Genomic DNA, 17,852 nt, shown 5'->3' with positions numbered 1-17,852 from the left:
TCTTGACTATCTCACCTTAGTATTAAATTGTTTTGTTCTTGACTATGCAAGAATAAAACAAAGCATAGTTGGATTCCACTGAAATTGACCATCCAGTTCCGGCGATAGAGTAGTTCTTAATATTTATCTTTTTCGAAATGCTTTAACCACTTATCAACCTGTTTCCTTATTTCACCAGCATCATTTTTTGGATAATATTTTTGCAGGCACTCTGTAAAAGCAGCTTGCGTATCGCCAGTCTCCCATTCCATAACCGTAAGGCTGAGCATAGGCCATTTTTTTGTCTGCTGCATAAAACCATATAGAGGTAGATATGGCGGTGCATAATACAGCGAATTTTCAGCCAGTTCCTCATATAGGGGTTTAGTAAACGCTCTTTTCATATCCCGTACAACATCATAGGCAATGCGGTACCTGCTGCCTTCCCGGATGGTTACGGCAAAGGCTGGCATACCCTTATCCTGAAAGAAGGTGTACATATAGTCAATGAAGCCTTCTTCCGTAATATCACACAGATCCCTGCTATAAAAGGCGTACTCCTGTTTGAACAGGTCTAACGAAAAATCGTCCGGATGTTTGTTAATGATAAAATCAATGACCTCGTTTTCTTTAGCTGTTATTTCCTCAATAGAGGGGCCACGGCTCAATCCGGCAGCAGACAGGAAATACCTGGGCTTTGAAAAAAGCTCAAAATAGTAGCTTTTGAAAAAGATGGTCTTGCGCTCAAAAGTCACCTGAACATATAAAGGATAGGTTAACTGGCCATGCAGATATACCTGCTTTAGCCGGTCATTAAGGTAGGTTTTGTAACTAACTTTATACACTTTGCTCATTTGCCCTTGTTTGCTTGTTTTTCGCTTGCTTATACCACTATGTAAGTTTTGTCGATGGTCAAACTGCGCCAAATCTAATCAAATGAGATAGCTGTATTTATATATTATCTCAATCTCCTGACAAAGATAATAAAAAAAGTTTTGGTAAAACAAAAACTATCAAAACAATTTACTATCTTAGCTTTTTGAAAGGTGTCCTTCTGCACGAAGGTTTTGTGTGAATGATTTAATGAAGAGGTGCAATGGAAAAATTAAAACCAGAGCAGGCGGTAGAACTGCTGCGCAAAAAAGGAATTGAGGTATCTTTAGAACAGGCTGTAGTTATTCTTGAGTTCCTGCATTTATTGGCGAACATCCTGATCGCACAATATCTGAGAAAGCATTAGGGTTATATCCCATAGGCAAAGTGATTGTTGAATTTAATTTAAGGTGAGTATGAAAGTAGCTGATTTGTACATACGGGTAAGTACAGATGAACAGGCCGATAAAGGCTACTCGCAGCGCAGTCAGGAAGAACTGCTGCGCAAGTATTGCGACATTAACAACATCGCTATCCGTAGGGTGATGTTTGAAGACCATTCGGCAAAGACCTTTGCACGTCCTGAATGGAAGGCATATTTGTTGGAACTTAAAAAGCACAAAGGAAAAGCCGATGTAGTCTTGTTCCTTAAATGGGACAGGTTTAGCCGTAACGCCGGGGATGCTTACCAAATGATAAACACCCTGCGAAAATTAGGCGTAGAGCCGCAGGCAATCGAACAGCCATTGGACTTATCTATTCCTGAAAACAAGATGATGCTGGCATTCTATTTAGCTGCTCCCGAAGTAGAAAATGACAGGCGGGCATTAAATGTCATTCATGGAATGAGGCGGGCAAGAAAAGAAGGCCGTTATATGGGTTTAGCTCCTGTCGGCTATATCAACAAGACCGATGAAGCCGGAAGAAAGTACATTGCCATTAATGAACCGCAGGCAGGCATTTTACGCTGGTCATTTGAAGAAATAGCCAAAGGGGTATATAATACCGAGCAGGTCTTTAAAATGGCAAGGGAGAAGGGATTTACAGGCACCAAGAGCCTTTTCTGGTTTGCTATCCGTAATCCCGTTTATTGCGGGAAGATATTTATTCCAAAATACAAGGATGATGAAAGCCGATTTGTCAAAGGCTTGCATGAGCCGTTGATACAGGAAGATTTATTTTATCAGGTACAGGACGTGCTGGATGGCAGAAAGCGGAACCAATACAGGCTAAAAGTAGTCTCCAACTCAACCCTGCCATTAAGGGGCTTTCTGATTTGTCCTACCTGCGGCAAAATATTGACCGGGAGCGCATCAAAAGGCCATACCAAGCACTATTCCTATTACCATTGCTTTGCAGGCTGTAAATTCAGGCACAGGGCTGATGCAATCAACCAGCAATTTGTTTATGAACTGAAAAAGTATATACCTCGTCCTGAAATGGCTGAGCTGTATAAAATTGTATTGCAGGAAGCCTGGCACAGCCAGACCGCCCATTTGCTGGATGATAGAAAGCAATTGTTGAAGCAGATTAAGGAACTGGAAGATAAGCTATCCTATATCCGTGACCTGTTATCGTCAAAGCAGATAGAGCCGGAAGATTTCAGGGAAATGAAATCTGATTATAGTGGCAAGGTAGAAAAACTGGAAGCCAAGCTAAGCGGGCTTTCCCATAATGATAAAAACATTAAAGACCTGCTTGATAGAGGCATTGACATTCTTTTAAAGCTGGATTATATCTATGAGACCGAAGATATAGAAAAGAAACGGGAAGTCATTAGTTCGATGTTCCCTGAAAAATTGCATTTTGAAAATAGTTCACTTCGAACTGGCAGGGTAAATGAAGCTGTCAAATTTATTTATATGATAGACAGCAATTTAGGCGGAAATAAAAAAGGACAAGCCAAAAATAAATTTGACTTGTCCTGTAAAGTCGGGATGGCAGGATGCATCCACAACGCTCTAAATTATTGATTTACAATGCCGTTCTTCTTGACTCAGGAATGAGGGTGTGAATTAGGGCATTTTTTGAAAAACTTCTGAACGAACTATTGACGCATCTATTTAGCTTTTATTTGCTGTCGCTGCTTGTCAAAAATAGAGATATAAAATCATATTGACAAGATGAATAAAAGTACCATACAATAGGTTTCTTATGGAGTAGTAAGATGGAAGAAGCATTAAAGAAAAAAATCATCCACTCATTATTTACTCAGCCAAAATACCCTAAGATTCTTTCTCTGGCACCTTATAACTCTCTAACGTTTCATACAGGTGTTTCTTGATCTGTTTGACTAATATTCTCGGTCCCAATACTCTCATCCTGGAACCAAAGCCTAAAAGCTCCCGCTCCAGTTCAAAATTAAGAATGACCCTTATACGAAAAATCTTGAGCAGGTCATTCTCTACTGTTGCGCCGATGTGCCGAGCAAAGTAAGTCATGAAGTCGAAATCCGGTGTGGCGTTGAAGCTAAAGATCAAAGCGGATGATGTTTGCCGTAAAATACAAAATAAAATAGCTATTGTAGATGACTGCAAACCTAGGTAGTATACCAAACCGCCATTGTAGTTAAAGGATGCCGCCAATATGTAATGAGTACCGGGCGATACTAACTCAGGGAAGCCGCGTAGGGCGGTAGCTCCATTGCTGTCTTGTATTGAATCGATTTAGATCGTGTGCTGGGGGCCTTCGAGCCTTTATCTCAGATCACTATTTTTCAGTAACTCGTGCTGTGAGAAGAACAACTCAGCGTGGTGTTCACAATATCTATAACGTATCTGGTGTGTTGCACAGATATACGCACCAAAAAAACGCCTGATGAAGTTAAATGAACAATATCCGTCTACACGTTACTATGAAGTTAATTTATTCCATCTATCAGATAATACTTATACATGCGTTAGGTAATTCCTACAAAGGAATTTATGATCAGGCATTAAACATTCGTAAAACTTTCGAAAAAAGAAGCTATTTCAACACATTTATGGTTGTTTGCTAACTTCTCAAGGGATAAGTAATCACTATCACTAATACAAACCACATTTGATTTACCAGATCGCTGTAATTGCCCAACTGTCCCAATTAAAGATTTCTTTTGATCAAATTTCTCTTTGTCTCCTTGCCGTACGCTCCGAGCTTCAGTAATTGCAGTTCCCTCTATAGTCAACTTTAACGGATATAGCCGCGCATCATCATGATGTTGTACGAGATAAGCAGCGGCAGCATCGAATGACGGCTCGTTGTCAATCTTCATTAAAGGGACTAAAATATCTTCCAATTTTCCGGTTATATTTCCATCGTCAGTAAAGATGAAGGCGCCTAGTTTCATTTTTGAAACTTTCGCATGAGTCCCATTATTTGCAAATAGATCGGTGGTAACTTCAGATGGTAGCGCCGATTTTATTTCGTTATTAATTTGGGCTAACCGGCCGGCAACACCTAGCTGATCGGCATCAAATAAATAGACTAATGACAAAACCGCATCATTATTTCGATCGGCAATTATTTCACCATCTTCAACAACAAGACTTCTAAGCTCAGTTAAAATACGTTGCCTGATTTGTACTTTTCCATCACCACCCAGGGAATATAAAAACACATGAGTTTCACCTCGAAGTAATACGTTTGAGGGCAATAAATTTCGCCTCAATTCAGTTAAGTTAAGTTGTTCAACATCTGTTTTTGTAGCTTCCCGAGTTAATAACGCATCAAACGGCTTTGGATATTCTCCGATCTTAATGCTTTCGTTGCTTTTATATCCTATGGATTTCAGGATGCGACAAATAAATGCAACATCATGGGGTCCCTCGCAAAGCACTGTAATAATTTGCTTTGCCATTATCTGATATCGAGATTAATTGATTCCACCAGTTGTTTTAATTTTGTACCTGCAAGAAAACGGCAAACTATTCTACCGTCTTCTTCAGTTAGAGAATAGGCAGTTAAATCATCATCAGGATAGCTATTCTCCACAAATGCGTCAATACATTCTTTGCTATGAGTTGAAATAAATACCTGGACGTTAAATTCAGCGGCGGTGCGTTGAAGAAATTCTGTGAAACTCACAAGAAGACTTTTGTGTAATGCTGAATCTAGTTCATCAACACAAAGTATTCCGTTACGGCAATAACCTAATAACAGTGCAATCTCGAAAATTCGTTGGAGCCCCTCACCGTAGGTTGTTAAATCCGCTGCTTTATCAAGTCTTTTGGATGATACACGAAATCTGTTTTCCCCATCATCGTTGACTAAATCAATCTTTTCAATATCTGGGTCTAGATATTCGTTAATGAATGCTATTACATCTTCGAAGTACTTATTATCAACTGCCGTTTTGTGCGCTGCATGCAAGAGCGATTCATTATAGCGATAAGGACTTGTAAACGCTGCGGTACAAAGAGTATTGGTGCGACTGTAGTGTAACTGTGGCTCCTTATTCGAAAAGAGGTGAATATAACTTGAAAGGTTTTCTCCATCAACTTCTACCTCGGAAACTAACGTATTTAAATAACCAGTACGTTCAATATTTTCGTCTGTAGCTTCTTTCCTAACATGAAGACTGGTATTGATTGAATTAAATATTCCACCTATGTCTATATCGCTAACAAAGTTTTTTTCGATCCATTTGCTATGAAAACTAGATAGAAATTTACCTCTAAATCTTTCCAACTCCAAAAGTGAAACAATATCATTTAGCTGTGACAATAAATAAATTGCCTCAAGGACAGATGTTTTTCCCTTATTATTTCCACCCGCAAAAATGTTAACCCGTTTTACATTTGTAATTGTAATATCCCGTAATCTCCTGTAAACACCCAAATGAATTTTAGTAAAATGCTCAAATATTTCACTGAAATAGATTGGGGCACGCCTTTCATTTAGGCTGATCATGTCTCGGCTGGCCGGCAAAAGGTCCGCAATTTTTGTGCGTACTCTATCTAATTCCTCAATGTCCGTCTCGTTTATTAGATCTTTAAAATTATAAGCAACTTGGGCAAAGCTTTTTAGATTATCAATAGAATTTCTCAACTTGACTTCACCAACCGAATCGCTAAAAATGTACCCTTCGTTGATACTTCGGCTTTCTTCCATTCTTGAAAGTGCTTTTTCATCAAATACGAATGTTGCAACCTCTTTAACTTGCCTATATTGTGTTATTATTGGCTCCCTTGTCATAGGGCGCTCTCGGCCTTCATCATTCCAATCACTATCTTCAGTTTCAGAAATCCAGGAGAAGAAACGATCTATGTTTCGACTGTTAACGGCGATGTATCGGCTGTCGTCCCAATCGATCCACCGCTTCATAGTTGAATTGCCAACTACAGCTTCAAAAATCGAATACATATCAGATTGAAACTGATCGCCGTAATCGCTTTGCTTGTATTGCTGAATCAAGCCCAGAGACCGCATGCTGCGCCTCAGCGTATACTTTTTTATACCCAACGATTCACAAATATCGTTTTCCGACCTATTGTATTTATGTAAGAGATCGTCAATAAGTTGTGCTTCGTTTACTGCGCTCCACCGTTTCTTGCCACTAATATGGTGCAAGCCCATTGTCACGAGGTGCTGGACTGGATCTTCGTTTTCGATATTGACAACATTAACACTTTTAAAATCGCTTTCGGTTAGCTTACCAACATCGTTGCCCTTTTTAAATTCTTCGTATAAATATTTTAGGGTAGCAGTACGTCTATTACCTTCCAGAACTAAAAAATTATCTCCAACTGGCTTTACCTGTATTTGATCAATGTCCAAGAATCCGTTTGTCTTGAAGCTGCTTAACAAATCGCTAATATTGTCGTTATTTTTACCGAGTAGAAAATTTAGGGTACGCATTTGTACTCGCGTATCGGCTAACTCGTTATCCGGGACCACCTTATATTCTGGCCTATCGATGAACCTATAGTTGTTAGGGTCAAGCAATAGCCTATCTATATGTCTTACAATTCTTTTGCTTTCCATGCATTTATTTTAATAATATAGCGGATACTGTCGAATTGATCAAAGATTGCTCCTTTAGCCGCCCATATATAAACACGTAAATGTACGAAATACAACTTAATAAGTTAATTCAGCGTAGATTAAAACACCTGGTTAAAATGCGATTAAAGGGATTTAGGCCATTCAAGCAGGCTATAAAAGGAATGGGGATAGCCGGGGCTTATAACTCTATTTAGGCGTATCTTTTCCTCAGGGTATGCTGTATTTATCTCTCTCTTAAATAAATTTGAATTTAGAAATTGCTCTCTGCCTTGAGAGATCCAAGGCCCTTAACTGAGATCGCGTAAATTTGTTATCATCTAAGAACTCAAAACCAGCGCCCCGACACATTTTAGCGACGGCGCCTTTATAACTGTTAATGTCGGCGTTTCCAACGGCCATTGAACTTAACTTTATTTCAAAACTATGGATAATCGCACGTTCAATATTCACCAAGTCGAGGTCAGCATGCTTTTGTAACGTATGCGCCTATGAACTACATATTTGGCTCTAGGGATATTTTTGCGAAGTTCTGCGGATAAAGATCCTTCAGTTTTTTTTGGTTTATGCTCATAATATTCTCCAAGGCGTTTTTCAACCGTTTGTAAGGATTTACATGGTGCTTCTTGCAGATGGCGAAGAATGAATATATCATGGCAGCTCTTTTTGCCGCCTCATGAGATCCGGCGAACAAGTAGTTTTTGCGACCCAGGGGGATCGGCCTGAGCACATTTTCGCACTGGTTATTATCAATTTGAAGGTAACCATCATACAAGTAGGCACTAAGGGCATCCCACCGTCCCATTGCGTAGGCCATAGCCTTTCCAATATGGCTCTTGGGCAGTGTCGATTTGATTTCATGGAATATCCATCTACCTATTTCATTGATCAGGGGAAGGCTTTCCTTCAGCCGTAGATCTTTAATAGCTACCGGGCTAAGGTTCTCCTCTCTGGCCTTACGCTCTACGGCATATAGTTTCTGGCTCAGGGTAAGTGCCATTGTTTCCCTTGGCTGATCATTGCTCAGGGCTTGTTCAAATTCGCGCCTGGTATGAGCCCAGCAGGCAATATGGTTACCCCTTTGCGGGCACCATACATTTGGTACACCACATAGCCGTCACTTTGCAGGTAACCTTTGAAGTTTTCCAGCATGGGTAATGGCACGGCAGATCCGCGGGTAGGACTATAGTCAAAAAGAACGGTTCCATCCAAAGGGGAATGGTATACCGAGTACCAGCCCTGATAGCAGCTACCTTTTTTCTCGCTTTTTAACACTTTTATGGGGGTCTCATCACACTGCAGGTTTCCCTGCTGCCTGACGTCAAAGACCAGCTGCTCATATAAAAGTTCCAGTCGGATCAGCGCCTCCTTTGTCCAACCATCAACAGTGGAGGAGGCTATCTGTATCTCTTCCCTTGCAAAGCGCTGCTTTTGGCGGTATAGCGGGAGGGTGGTCCATGTACATATCGGTTAAAATGGATGTCAGGAGTCCGGAACCCGGAATACCTTTATCGATTACTCTTTCAGGAAGCTCTCCGGTCCTTTCCTTCACCCTTCTTTAGGGCATATTTATAGCGGATATACCGTTTGATAAAGAAGCGGGCGGGCTTACATTCCATTTCCTCAATTACTTCGTTGCCAATGCATACCATTAGTACGGCGATTGGCGATTTGGAATTACACCGAAGAAGCTACCGATTTGCTAACTTTAAATACTTAGCTAATAATTTTTAATTGTTTGGCAGGTCATCCAGTTCGGTCCTATCCGGCCCGAATGTTTTTTAATTCCTTACAAGGATCATCTTCATATTGGATATGATGGGCATATCTAAATACTAAATCGCCTACACGCTGAGAAGCAATCATGGCATAACTTTTTTAAGACTCCGATAAGCTCCTATTTAGCAATATACATAAGCTCCTTCATTGTCAAGGTTTAAAAGCAAAATGCGATTAAGGCTATGGATCAGCAAAATTCTCCAGTACTCAATCAAAAAAGGCTTCAGCTTCCTCCTTGGTTCTTTTTTCCGGCAAGCTACTTTTCGGTTTAAAGGCGGACAGTGGGCCAACGCGCCGTAACTGGTCCATGTATTTTTTTGAGAACACGATGCTACCATAATAAAAAAGGTCAAAAAGAATATTGATACAGTATCGGGATTCCAGGGACTGCTTAATCGCTAAGGCATGTCGGCCACCCTTGCCTGAAACCATCAGTGTAGGCGCTAGCTGCGTTGGTGTCATCGCCGTGGTACTGTCCATCAATACCGCTGGGCTCAGTTCATTAACGATGCCCATAAAGTTGAATAATAGCTCCGGAAAGGGTGTGAACTGCTTGGCCTCGCAAAAGCTGACCAGATCCGTTTGGCTGACATAAGAAAAAGTACTCTTATTTTCATAATGCTCCTTGGTGTACCGGACAGAATCTTCGCGGATGATGGTGATATCCGGCGTAGTATAGATACTCGGATGATGAGCAGATTGTACGGCGAGATTATGCTGCACTTCGAAGACATAGGTTTCCTCTCCGTCTTTGAAAGTGACTTTGAAAAAAGAGAAATTCGATTGAATACCAGCAGGAGAGCATTTATATTTATACAAACCTTTTTGGAGACCTGCAGGCGTTACCTGATAGCCACATCGTTCGTAAAATCGTACCACCCGATTAAAGCAACTCATTTCGAAAAAATCGCTCATCCGTTCAGCCTTGTGAATCACTGATGCCTTATAGCGGTTAACAAAGCCGGTGACCTCTTTTTTAAGTTCCTCGATATCTTTAAATGGGGACTTTGGCTTCTTACTCGTTGCTTCCTTGGTCGTCCCGCTCATTTTCAATATTCTTTATTCTCACCAACCTGTTCAAAAGCTCATGCGTCCGTTCATAATTAGCAATTTGCGGTGTTAAGCTGAAATGAGATAACAGATTCTCATAACTGATAATTAGCCTTCTGATCTCCAGCACTTCACGACGATTCAATATATAAGAGCCGATACTAATGCCGTCGATATTCCGGTTTTGAGTAACGGTCCCGTAAAATTTTTCTGCGCCATCCAGATTTGCAATAACATGATTGTAAAACACAGATAACGCCAGTAAATATTCAACGGTATCGAGATTCTGACGGATTGGCTGGTAAAACTCATACCGGTTGATCATTCGTTTAGCTTCGTCGAAACGTCGCGTGAAGTCCTGGAACATGGGTGCGACTAATTGTCCGGGTAACTGACTGGTAATGATGTTGATAATTGGACTTCTACGAGCGGCCATAGTTTAACGTTTATCAAATATATGAATATAGTATTACATTAATAATGAACCAAATCAATGAGCTTCGATGCAGGTCTCGGGAAATGTGGCACATAATTGCACTCATTTATAAACCTCTTACAGCTTTCGTTGCGCAGGCTATCTTTACGCCTTTCGATGACAATATGCTAAAATCTATTAATCACGTCTTCGCAGATATGTCGAGTAAGAGCGTTTCTGCGCTATGAAGCGAGAGAGCGCATGGTGAGACGTAATTACCGGCCGCAGCGATTGCAGCTGTCTTCTCTATTTGGCTTAATGTTTAACGTTAATGTTTAGCTGCATGTATTCACTTAGCAGTATTTGCGACGCCAAGATTTCCAGTATAAGTATCGGTAGAAGGGATTAATTTGTAATGCCTGTTAAACGCCTCCTGTCTTACTTTAAAGTAATCAGCCAATTTTCTGATCACTTCTTTAGACAACCCCTTTTTATAGTTCAGTATATCAGAAACGTATCCTTTACTGACCCCGAGAATTTCAACCAAATGCTGTGATTTTAAGTCACGGTCTGCCATAAAAGAACGCAGCAAAGCAATAGGGTCGCTCTCCGTAAAGGTGTTATGCGCCTCATCAAATTTCTCTATTAGCAACGTCAGCAGATCAATTTCATCCTGTACCGCTTCATTCTGCTCACCCTCCAGCAGCTCCTCCAATTGCCTGCAGTATTGATCGTACTGGCTCTTATCCTTTATAACCGTATATTTTAAAGTTGTCGCTTCCATGTTTAATAAAGATTAACGGTGTACTGTTCTCCCTGTTTACAAATCTTATCATATTCCGCATGCGTACCCATCCAGCATACAAAGAGGTGAGCCTGCCTTGCACCGAATACGTATTTGCAAATCATCCTGTAGTTGTTACCACCAATATCAAAAACTACTCTGCTGCTGCCTTTACCTAAAAGGTCAGCGGTATTATAAGTGTATTTCATATCGCCTGGCTCTTCCCAGTCGGCGAACTTTAGCTTTTCAATCCAGTCGTTCAGTGAAGTCCTGCTCCTGGGATGAAGTTGCGCAAAACGCTCTAACGTATTCTTTTTTATCAGATGAACCCTCATCTTTATACAAATTTAAATAAAAGTTCTCAAAAAGAGAACTTCAAAATATTAATACCGATCTCGAGGCTCTTCAGTTATCGGTTTGCTTTTTGCCAGGCCTCAGCCATCCGCTTTTTAATCACCTTGTTCTCCGCGTGTTCATCGAGATAAAGCCACGCCTTTACATATTGGTCAGCCCGGTCGTTGTAATCTTTGATCTTCCATACATCGAGCGCCTTTTGCCCAAGCGAAAAGCAATAAGTGGTCGCCACGAACAGCAATCCCCACGGCAGGAGCCTGCCGAAGACGATTTTATAATACTGCCCCTGGTTTGTTTCGGGGAACAACAGTAAGCGATGCTGCTTAACAGTACGCGGTTCTGACTTTAGCTTTTTCAGCTGTTCAACCAGCTGATGGAGTTCAGTCTGTGGATTCCCTTGCTTTAACTCAGACAATTCCTTATATATTTGATCCAGTCGCTCAGTATAATCCGGGATCCTCATCTCTCCCTGCCGCTTTACTTCCTGCTGCGAAAACCTATTTATTGATATCACTAACTGTTGCAGTACATCTTCTATATTTTCCAACTTTTCCTCCGTATTGTTCATATCCGCCATCCTTTCTTTCGTTTACGTTTACGCTTTTGCCACGCGGGCAAGATTTCGCTATTCTGCGTTTGCTCTGACCTTAATAGTTCCGGGACCAAAGAGGGACTATTATCAATTAACATATCCCTCGTAGTATTGAACCTTATATCGGATACTGGCCTCTCCCCTTTACCCACTGACCACTGCTCTTTAGGCAAGCTGCGCATATTGCTATCAATCTGCAGACGAATCTTTCCATAGCTCAGACTCCGGTCGATCTCTGAACCCTTCAGTCTGATAGCCCCCTTACTAAAACTGATCCCCTGTACGGTATCGCTTCCACCCAAGTGCTTATAATGAACCTGTATCCCTTGCTGCCGGAGCATCGTCTCCAGATGCTGAAAGCTCCTGGCGAGACGAACGGCGGCTTGAATAGTGTCATTCATTTCATACTTCACCTGGTCAGCACCCCTAAGCCGATGCCTGTTTACTGCTGCTTTACCTTCTGACAAGTGATAGCCATACCGCAACGTGATCTCCTTACATACTTTCGCGTTTTTTACTTTCTGATAGCGATCTGTAATCGTTCTTCCATTATTTGCGACGCGATTATAAATAAGGTGCAGATGAGGGTGTGCCCTGTCTGTGTGCTGAACGATCACATACTGCGTATCCTTGATTTTCATCTTTTCCATATACTCTCTCGCACGCTCAACCATAATTACCGGGCTCAGCTTACTTTTGTCTTCGGCACTCCAACTCAGGACGATATGGCCGACTGCCTGGCCCAAATTGGGATTGAGCTTGCGTTGCATATTAAAATCATGGATCATGTCTTTAATACTCGTTTCGCGCACGCCGTACGCCTCTAAAAGGTCCGCTTCCGCCCTTTCCAAATTATAGACGATACATCCCGCAAAGCTTTTACCTATGATCACCTTCCCTATCATCGCTATTCAATTTTTTAAGCGTGTTGTCTATCTCTCCTATTAAGATCCGGCAATTCCGCTGCACGGATAACAAGCCGCTCCTGTGCGCCAGGTGCGTTAGTTGATTAAGGTTGTTTGCCATACCCGCCAGAACTCGCATATAGCCTGCTTCTTCCGGGGTCAGCCTTGAAACAACTCTTGCCTTCTGTGCTGACTTTCGAAAAAAGTCGCTTATTGTGATCCCGGCATTCTTAGCTTTAGTAGCAATGCTAAACTGTTCCAGATCGGTTAGCCTGATCATACAGATATGGCTTCGCTTGATTTTTTTGGGCGGTCTGCCGCCTTTAGGACGGCTCGCCTTTTCTCCCTTTTTCTTTGCTTCTTCCATCGCGTACTTTCTATCTGATGATTTTCTTTTGCAACCAACGGGCGCGAAAGGCAAGTTTTCGTTCGGCCTCGAGCCGAACAGTTTTTGTATAGCAAAAACACAAACTTGCTCCTTCACAAGCGATCATGCTTGCTTCAACCGGTCTCTTAGTATTTTCATGTCTGAGCTGACCTTCTTTTTCTTCACTTTGGAATAAATCTGCGTAGTTCGAATACTCGTATGGCCGAGCATTTTAGATACACTTTCGATAGGTACCCCGTTCTCCAGGGTGACCGTAGTAGCAAAGGTGTGACGGGCAACATGGAACGTTAAATCAAAGCCTAACTCTGCCTTTTTACTGATGGTCTTCAGATAGCGGTTGGTGGCCTGATTGGAAAACAAGGGAAATACGGTGCCCGTATAGGAAGCCATCGGATCGTTGCGATACTTGTTAATCAGTTCGATCGCTTCAGGCAATAGCAGTACATAGAACTTCCTTCCGGAAAAATTGGCTGTTTTCTTCCTGACCATTTCAATCCATTTCTCACCTTCTATATCGGTTACCAGGTGCTCCTCACTGAGCTGGCTGACGTCAGCGAACGCGAGACCGGTATAACAGCTAAAGACAAAGGTGTCGCGCACAATCTCCTGCCCTCTTATATCAAAAGTCAGTGCCTTGATCGCCTCCAGTTCTTCCAGCTCCAGGCAACGCCGGTCGCGGTGGATCATGCGCCTTTCGAAGCGCAGAAACGGGTCTTTAGCCAGCCAGTCATTCTTCAAGGCAATGTTAATCATCTTGCGAAGCCTCTCCATGTGCTTCATCACGGTGTTATTGGTACAAGGGCGCTTACCTTTGTCCGGCTCTCGCTGGCGCAGGTAAATCTCAAAGTCGATGATGAACTTGTAGTCCAGCTGCGATAGATAGATGTCGGTCTTCTTCTTCCGTTTGAGGAGGAACTCTTTGATATAGCGCTCGGTACTGTAATAGTTCTTCATGGTACCTGGCTCCAGCAGCTTTTTGATTTCGGTATTATGATAGGTCATTAGAAACAGTAGGGTGATCTGCTCTTCTTCTCCCATCCCCTCCATCTTTGCCTTTATAGCTTCCGCGCTCACCACTTCCTTGCAGAAACGGAGCTCGTCATACGCGGCATTGATCTCCGTTCGCATCCGACGGATCTTTTCCTGCACTTCTTTGGCTTCCTTCTCCGAGCCGTTCACTTTCTGAAGCTTGCTGTTCCATGAAGTTTCCTTAATACGCCGCTTCAGGGAGATATCAACAAAGTTCTTGTTAACGGTAATCCGAACATATAAAGGCGCAAAGCCTTTACTTCCCTTATCCTTTTTAAGAAAAAAAAGGATGCTGAACGAATTGGTTGTTTTCATACGATTTGTTCCTTTCCACACTTTTTGTCACTGCCCGCCTCAGCTCATTCAAAGTCTTACCGGGCAGATTAAATTTTTAAAACCTTTAAGGGCGACCAAACCGATCGCCGGCAAAACGCATCGAACAATTGTACAGATTAAAAACAGGGTGCGAAATAGGGCATTGAGAAGTTGATAATTGTTTGGGTTTGTTTGGGGTATAATTTTTCAATTATCGCAAAAAAACCCTCTAAATCATACAATTTAGAGGGTTTTGAACCCCTTTGAGGGTCCTTGATGTCGGGGTGGCAGGATTCGAACCTGCGGCCTCGTCGTCCCGAACGACGCGCGCTACCGGGCTGCGCTACACCCCGAATTTTGTGTTGCTTAGCGCTGGTAAAGTTAGCTATTGCTTTAAAAATTGCAAATAAAAAGGACTTGGTGTTATGAGCTGATGTATCTTATCAGGTGTGTGTCGATTCCTAAAAAAGCTATACACTGGCAATATTGTTGAAAAATTGGGGACCTTTTCCTGACCATGTTCGTAGTGGCAACTACTCACCTTCTGGCTGGCTATGACTTGGCTTCGGTCTGGGTATTGGTTTTTTTAGAAGAACTGTAGAAGAAATCCCATACCTGCGCCGAAGCCAGCCGGGAGCATGTACGGCGGCCTCCGTCACCGAGCTCACAAAACTACCAAACAGTAAAACTATAATGGCCTTAATTTTATTATATCAAAAATAGCCCGATCAACGCCATGAGAACAATAGCTCTTTTATCGGTAGCAACTGTGATTTTTGTTGCTTGCCAGTCAAACAGTCCAGACCACGCTTCGACTCCCGATGAGCATCAGGATAGCACATTGAGTCCTGTCGAGACTAAAAAGCCCAATACTACCTACAAACCTGCTTTTGAGGGACAGACACGTATTGCAGGCGTTCGTACCAAAGCCGGCCTGGACGTGAAGGTCGTGGCAGAGGGACTTAGAAATCCATGGGGAATGGTGAACCTGCCTGATGGACGGATCCTGATCACCGAGAAAGGTGGTACCATGCGCATTGTAAGCACATCGGGGCAGCTTAGTGCTCCAATCACCGGACTTCCTCCTGTGAATGACAGCGGACAGGGTGGATTGCTTGACGTCGCCATTGATCCGGACTTCTCGCAGAATCGTCTTGTATACTGGAGCTTTTCGCAAAATGTACCGCCGGGAACGCTGACGGCTCTTGGCAAGGGGAAGCTTTCGGCGGATGAACAGCGTATTGAAGGCGCGGCAGTGATCTATCAGGCGAAACCTGCTTTTAACAGTTCGCTGCACTATGGGTCGCGGCTTGAATGGGATAAACAGGGTAATTTGTTTATGAGCACCGGCGAACGTTCTGATATCGTATCCCGTCCTCAGGCTCAACAGCTCAATTCGGCGCTGGGAAAGGTGCTGCACCTTACTAAAGACGGGAAGCCTGTGGCAGGAAACCCTTTCATGAACAAGGATGGTGCATTACCTGAAATCTATTCATACGGACACCGTAATGTTCAGGGTCTGGCTACTCATCCTGAGACAGGCGACCTGTGGGAAATAGAATTTGGTCCGCGTGGAGGAGATGAAGTCAATCGTATTCAGGCAGGCAAAGATTACGGATGGCCTGAGATCACTTACGGGCTAGAGTATAGCGGGGAACGCATCGGCAAGGCCATTACTCAGAAAGAGGGGATGGAACAACCTGTTTATTACTGGGATCCCGTAGTTTCGCCCAGCGGGGCAGTGTTTTATAGCGGAAACATGTTTCCCGAATGGAAAAACAATCTGTTCATTGGAGCTTTAAGCGGTATGCATATTGTAAGGTTGGTAATTAAGGATAATAAAGTGGTAGGAGAGGAACGTCTGCTGGAAGATATGAAAAACCGCATCCGCGATGTCCTCCAGGGGCCGGATGGATCCTTATATGCAATAACCGACGGGGGAAACGGAAAACTTCTACAGATCCGCAGTAAATGATAGCGATCTATCATTACTGCGGTATACTGTATTAATCAATCCATTCAAACTTAGTATATGGAATGAGGGCTTCCGGAATACGGATTCCCTTCTCTGTCTGATTGTTTTCCAGTAAGGAGGCTACGATCCTTGGCAATGCAAGCGCACTTCCATTGAGGGTGTGAGCTAACTGAGGTTTGCCCTCTTTTCCCCTGAAACGTAATTTCAGCCTGTTGCTCTGGAAGGTCTCGAAGTTAGATACAGACGAAACTTCAAGCCAGCGGGCCTGTGCAGCGCACCATACTTCCATGTCGTAAGTAAGAGCGGATGTAAAGCTCATGTCTCCCCCGCAAAGACGTAATACCCGGTAAGGAAGTTCAAGCTTTTTTAGCAGCGACTGAACGTGGGCACTCATATCTTCGAGAATCCCGTATGACTTATCGGGATGCGCAACCTGAACTATTTCCACTTTATCAAACTGATGCAGCCGGTTTAATCCCCGCACATGTGCACCATATGAACCAGCTTCGCGACGGAAGCAAGGGGTGTAGGCACAATTTTTTACCGGCAGATCTTCTTCTCTTAAGATGACGTCGCGGTAAAGGTTAGTAATAGGCACTTCGGCAGTCGGGATGAGATAAAGATTGTCAATACCTACGTGATACATCTGTCCCTCTTTATCCGGTAACTGGCCGGTACCGAATCCTGAAGCCTCGTTTACTACAATAGGTGGCTGCATTTCTCGGTATCCTGCTTCCTCAGCATTGTCGAGGAAAAAGTTAATCAGCGCTCTTTGCAGCTTTGCTCCTTTGCCTTTATAAACGGGAAAGCCCGCACCTGTGATCTTATTCCCCAGTTCAAAATCGATAATATCATATTTAATCGCAAGCTCCCAATGAGGCAGGGCGTTGGTTGGCAAGGATGGTTTTTCTCCATATTCGAAGGCTACTTCATTTTCTTCCGGTGTTGATCCCAGAGGGACCGACCTGTGCGGAAGGTTAGGCAGCAGCACAATCTTGTTTTGCATCTCTTCTTCAAGAGAGGTCAGCTTTTCGCCCAGAACCTTTATTTTCTCTTTCAGGAGCGGGCTTTGAGCTTTAAGGGCTTCGGCTTGCTCTTTCTGACCCTGCCGCATCAGATCGCCGATCTGCCGCGCAATGGAATTTGCATCTGCTGAAGTGGAGTCAAGCTGCGACTGTGTCTGGCGGCGTTCTTCATCTAAAGCGATGATCTCATCTACCAGCTCAGGCTGTTTAAAATTTTTAACAGACAATCGTTCCAAAACATTTTCCCTGTTTTCGCGGATATAACTAACTTGCAGCATTGTTGTAATTTTTGGACAAAGATAACAGATGAGTTTTAAGTTAAGAGTTGAAAGTTGAAAGTAAAATGATTAAAGAATGCTTTTGCTAATCCTGCAACTCACAACCCGCAACTTGCAACCAATGAAGAA

15 protein-coding genes, 1 tRNA gene and 1 pseudogene are annotated in these 17,852 nt (G+C 42.8%); 3 read left to right on the top strand and 14 right to left on the bottom strand.

Annotated features, from left to right (window positions below; genetic code table 11):
• Positions 1–116 precede the first annotated feature (116 nt).
• Positions 117–833 carry a hypothetical protein gene (locus BDE36_RS22295; protein WP_235904212.1) on the bottom strand — a complete coding sequence of 239 codons (717 nt, stop codon included), beginning with the start codon at positions 831–833 and terminating at the stop codon, positions 117–119.
• A gap of 242 nt (positions 834–1,075) precedes the next feature.
• On the opposite strand from BDE36_RS22295, the gene BDE36_RS23925 reads away from it, so the two are divergent.
• On the top strand, positions 1,076–1,219 hold the full coding sequence (locus BDE36_RS23925; protein ID WP_170205941.1) for a hypothetical protein: 144 nt from the start codon (positions 1,076–1,078) through the stop codon (positions 1,217–1,219).
• 49 nt (positions 1,220–1,268) lie between these two features.
• Positions 1,269–2,825, top strand: a complete 1,557-nt coding sequence (locus tag BDE36_RS22290) for a recombinase family protein (protein WP_202618099.1) — start codon at positions 1,269–1,271, stop codon at positions 2,823–2,825.
• A 962-nt stretch (positions 2,826–3,787) separates the two neighbouring features.
• Here the strand turns inward: BDE36_RS22290 and BDE36_RS22280 are convergent.
• From BDE36_RS22280 to BDE36_RS22225, 12 genes and pseudogenes are all read right to left on the bottom strand, one after another.
• Positions 3,788–4,690: a DUF3226 domain-containing protein gene (locus BDE36_RS22280; protein ID WP_141816744.1), complete on the bottom strand. Its 903-nt coding sequence runs from the start codon at positions 4,688–4,690 to the stop codon at positions 3,788–3,790.
• On the bottom strand, positions 4,690–6,816 hold the full coding sequence (locus BDE36_RS22275; RefSeq protein WP_141816743.1) for an AAA family ATPase: 2,127 nt from the start codon (positions 6,814–6,816) through the stop codon (positions 4,690–4,692). Before BDE36_RS22275 ends, BDE36_RS22280 begins: the two co-directional genes overlap by 1 nt.
• Before the next feature lie 514 nt (positions 6,817–7,330).
• Positions 7,331–8,486: pseudogene (tnpC, locus tag BDE36_RS22270) on the bottom strand (IS66 family transposase); the annotation flags it as partial.
• A gap of 334 nt (positions 8,487–8,820) precedes the next feature.
• Positions 8,821–9,660, bottom strand: a complete 840-nt coding sequence (locus BDE36_RS22265; protein ID WP_141816742.1) for a hypothetical protein — start codon at positions 9,658–9,660, stop codon at positions 8,821–8,823.
• On the bottom strand, positions 9,629–10,099 hold the full coding sequence (locus tag BDE36_RS22260) for a hypothetical protein (protein WP_141816741.1): 471 nt from the start codon (positions 10,097–10,099) through the stop codon (positions 9,629–9,631). Before BDE36_RS22260 ends, BDE36_RS22265 begins: the two co-directional genes overlap by 32 nt.
• A 328-nt stretch (positions 10,100–10,427) precedes the next feature.
• A complete protein-coding gene (locus tag BDE36_RS22255) occupies positions 10,428–10,862 on the bottom strand; it encodes a helix-turn-helix domain-containing protein (RefSeq protein WP_141816740.1) in 435 nt (144 codons plus the stop codon).
• Positions 10,863–10,864: 2 nt separating this feature from the next.
• The gene (locus tag BDE36_RS22250; RefSeq protein ID WP_109414020.1) at positions 10,865–11,197 is read right to left on the bottom strand and encodes a type II toxin-antitoxin system HigB family toxin; all 333 of its coding nucleotides are present in this window, start codon (positions 11,195–11,197) and stop codon (positions 10,865–10,867) included.
• A 74-nt stretch (positions 11,198–11,271) separates the two neighbouring features.
• Complete coding sequence (locus BDE36_RS22245; protein WP_141816739.1) at positions 11,272–11,784, bottom strand: hypothetical protein; 513 nt, start codon at positions 11,782–11,784, stop codon at positions 11,272–11,274.
• On the bottom strand, positions 11,781–12,713 hold the full coding sequence (locus tag BDE36_RS22240; protein WP_141816738.1) for a relaxase/mobilization nuclease domain-containing protein: 933 nt from the start codon (positions 12,711–12,713) through the stop codon (positions 11,781–11,783). The genes BDE36_RS22245 and BDE36_RS22240 overlap by 4 nt, the downstream gene beginning before the upstream one ends.
• On the bottom strand, positions 12,688–13,080 hold the full coding sequence (locus tag BDE36_RS22235; RefSeq protein WP_141816737.1) for a plasmid mobilization protein: 393 nt from the start codon (positions 13,078–13,080) through the stop codon (positions 12,688–12,690). The genes BDE36_RS22240 and BDE36_RS22235 overlap by 26 nt, the downstream gene beginning before the upstream one ends.
• Positions 13,081–13,203: 123 nt before the next feature.
• Positions 13,204–14,445 (bottom strand): site-specific integrase, encoded by a 1,242-nt coding sequence (locus BDE36_RS22230; protein ID WP_141816736.1) that lies wholly within the window; start codon positions 14,443–14,445, stop codon positions 13,204–13,206.
• A 279-nt stretch (positions 14,446–14,724) separates the two neighbouring features.
• A tRNA-Pro gene (locus tag BDE36_RS22225) sits at positions 14,725–14,798 on the bottom strand.
• 383 nt (positions 14,799–15,181) lie between these two features.
• Between BDE36_RS22225 and BDE36_RS22220 the strand changes: the two genes are divergently transcribed.
• Positions 15,182–16,420 carry a PQQ-dependent sugar dehydrogenase gene (locus BDE36_RS22220; protein ID WP_141816735.1) on the top strand — a complete coding sequence of 413 codons (1,239 nt, stop codon included), beginning with the start codon at positions 15,182–15,184 and terminating at the stop codon, positions 16,418–16,420.
• Positions 16,421–16,451: 31 nt separating this feature from the next.
• Here the strand turns inward: BDE36_RS22220 and serS are convergent, their stop codons facing one another.
• A complete protein-coding gene (gene serS / locus BDE36_RS22215) occupies positions 16,452–17,723 on the bottom strand; it encodes a serine--tRNA ligase (RefSeq protein ID WP_141816734.1) in 1,272 nt (423 codons plus the stop codon).
• Positions 17,724–17,852 lie beyond the last annotated feature (129 nt).

It is taken from the genome of Arcticibacter tournemirensis, assembly GCF_006716645.1.
GTDB classification, from domain to species: Bacteria; Bacteroidota; Bacteroidia; order Sphingobacteriales; family Sphingobacteriaceae; genus Arcticibacter; species Arcticibacter tournemirensis.
This window is presented reverse-complemented; position numbering and strand designations above follow the sequence as displayed.

What these genes read in the sequence shown, in the direction of transcription:
- BDE36_RS22240 (WP_141816738.1), bottom strand. Translation starts at nt 12,713, where the DNA reads ATGATAGGGAAGGTGATCATAGGTAAAAGCTTTGCGGGATGTATCGTC.
- BDE36_RS22265 (WP_141816742.1), bottom strand. Translation starts at nt 9,660, where the DNA reads ATGAGCGGGACGACCAAGGAAGCAACGAGTAAGAAGCCAAAGTCCCCA.
- BDE36_RS22245 (WP_141816739.1), bottom strand. Translation starts at nt 11,784, where the DNA reads ATGAACAATACGGAGGAAAAGTTGGAAAATATAGAAGATGTACTGCAA.
- BDE36_RS23925 (WP_170205941.1), top strand. Translation starts at nt 1,076, where the DNA reads ATGGAAAAATTAAAACCAGAGCAGGCGGTAGAACTGCTGCGCAAAAAA.
- serS (WP_141816734.1), bottom strand. Translation starts at nt 17,723, where the DNA reads ATGCTGCAAGTTAGTTATATCCGCGAAAACAGGGAAAATGTTTTGGAA.
- BDE36_RS22290 (WP_202618099.1), top strand. Translation starts at nt 1,269, where the DNA reads ATGAAAGTAGCTGATTTGTACATACGGGTAAGTACAGATGAACAGGCC.
- BDE36_RS22295 (WP_235904212.1), bottom strand. Translation starts at nt 833, where the DNA reads ATGAGCAAAGTGTATAAAGTTAGTTACAAAACCTACCTTAATGACCGG.
- BDE36_RS22230 (WP_141816736.1), bottom strand. Translation starts at nt 14,445, where the DNA reads ATGAAAACAACCAATTCGTTCAGCATCCTTTTTTTTCTTAAAAAGGAT.
- BDE36_RS22275 (WP_141816743.1), bottom strand. Translation starts at nt 6,816, where the DNA reads ATGGAAAGCAAAAGAATTGTAAGACATATAGATAGGCTATTGCTTGAC.
- BDE36_RS22280 (WP_141816744.1), bottom strand. Translation starts at nt 4,690, where the DNA reads ATGGCAAAGCAAATTATTACAGTGCTTTGCGAGGGACCCCATGATGTT.
- BDE36_RS22255 (WP_141816740.1), bottom strand. Translation starts at nt 10,862, where the DNA reads ATGGAAGCGACAACTTTAAAATATACGGTTATAAAGGATAAGAGCCAG.
- BDE36_RS22250 (WP_109414020.1), bottom strand. Translation starts at nt 11,197, where the DNA reads ATGAGGGTTCATCTGATAAAAAAGAATACGTTAGAGCGTTTTGCGCAA.
- BDE36_RS22235 (WP_141816737.1), bottom strand. Translation starts at nt 13,080, where the DNA reads ATGGAAGAAGCAAAGAAAAAGGGAGAAAAGGCGAGCCGTCCTAAAGGC.
- BDE36_RS22220 (WP_141816735.1), top strand. Translation starts at nt 15,182, where the DNA reads ATGAGAACAATAGCTCTTTTATCGGTAGCAACTGTGATTTTTGTTGCT.
- BDE36_RS22260 (WP_141816741.1), bottom strand. Translation starts at nt 10,099, where the DNA reads ATGGCCGCTCGTAGAAGTCCAATTATCAACATCATTACCAGTCAGTTA.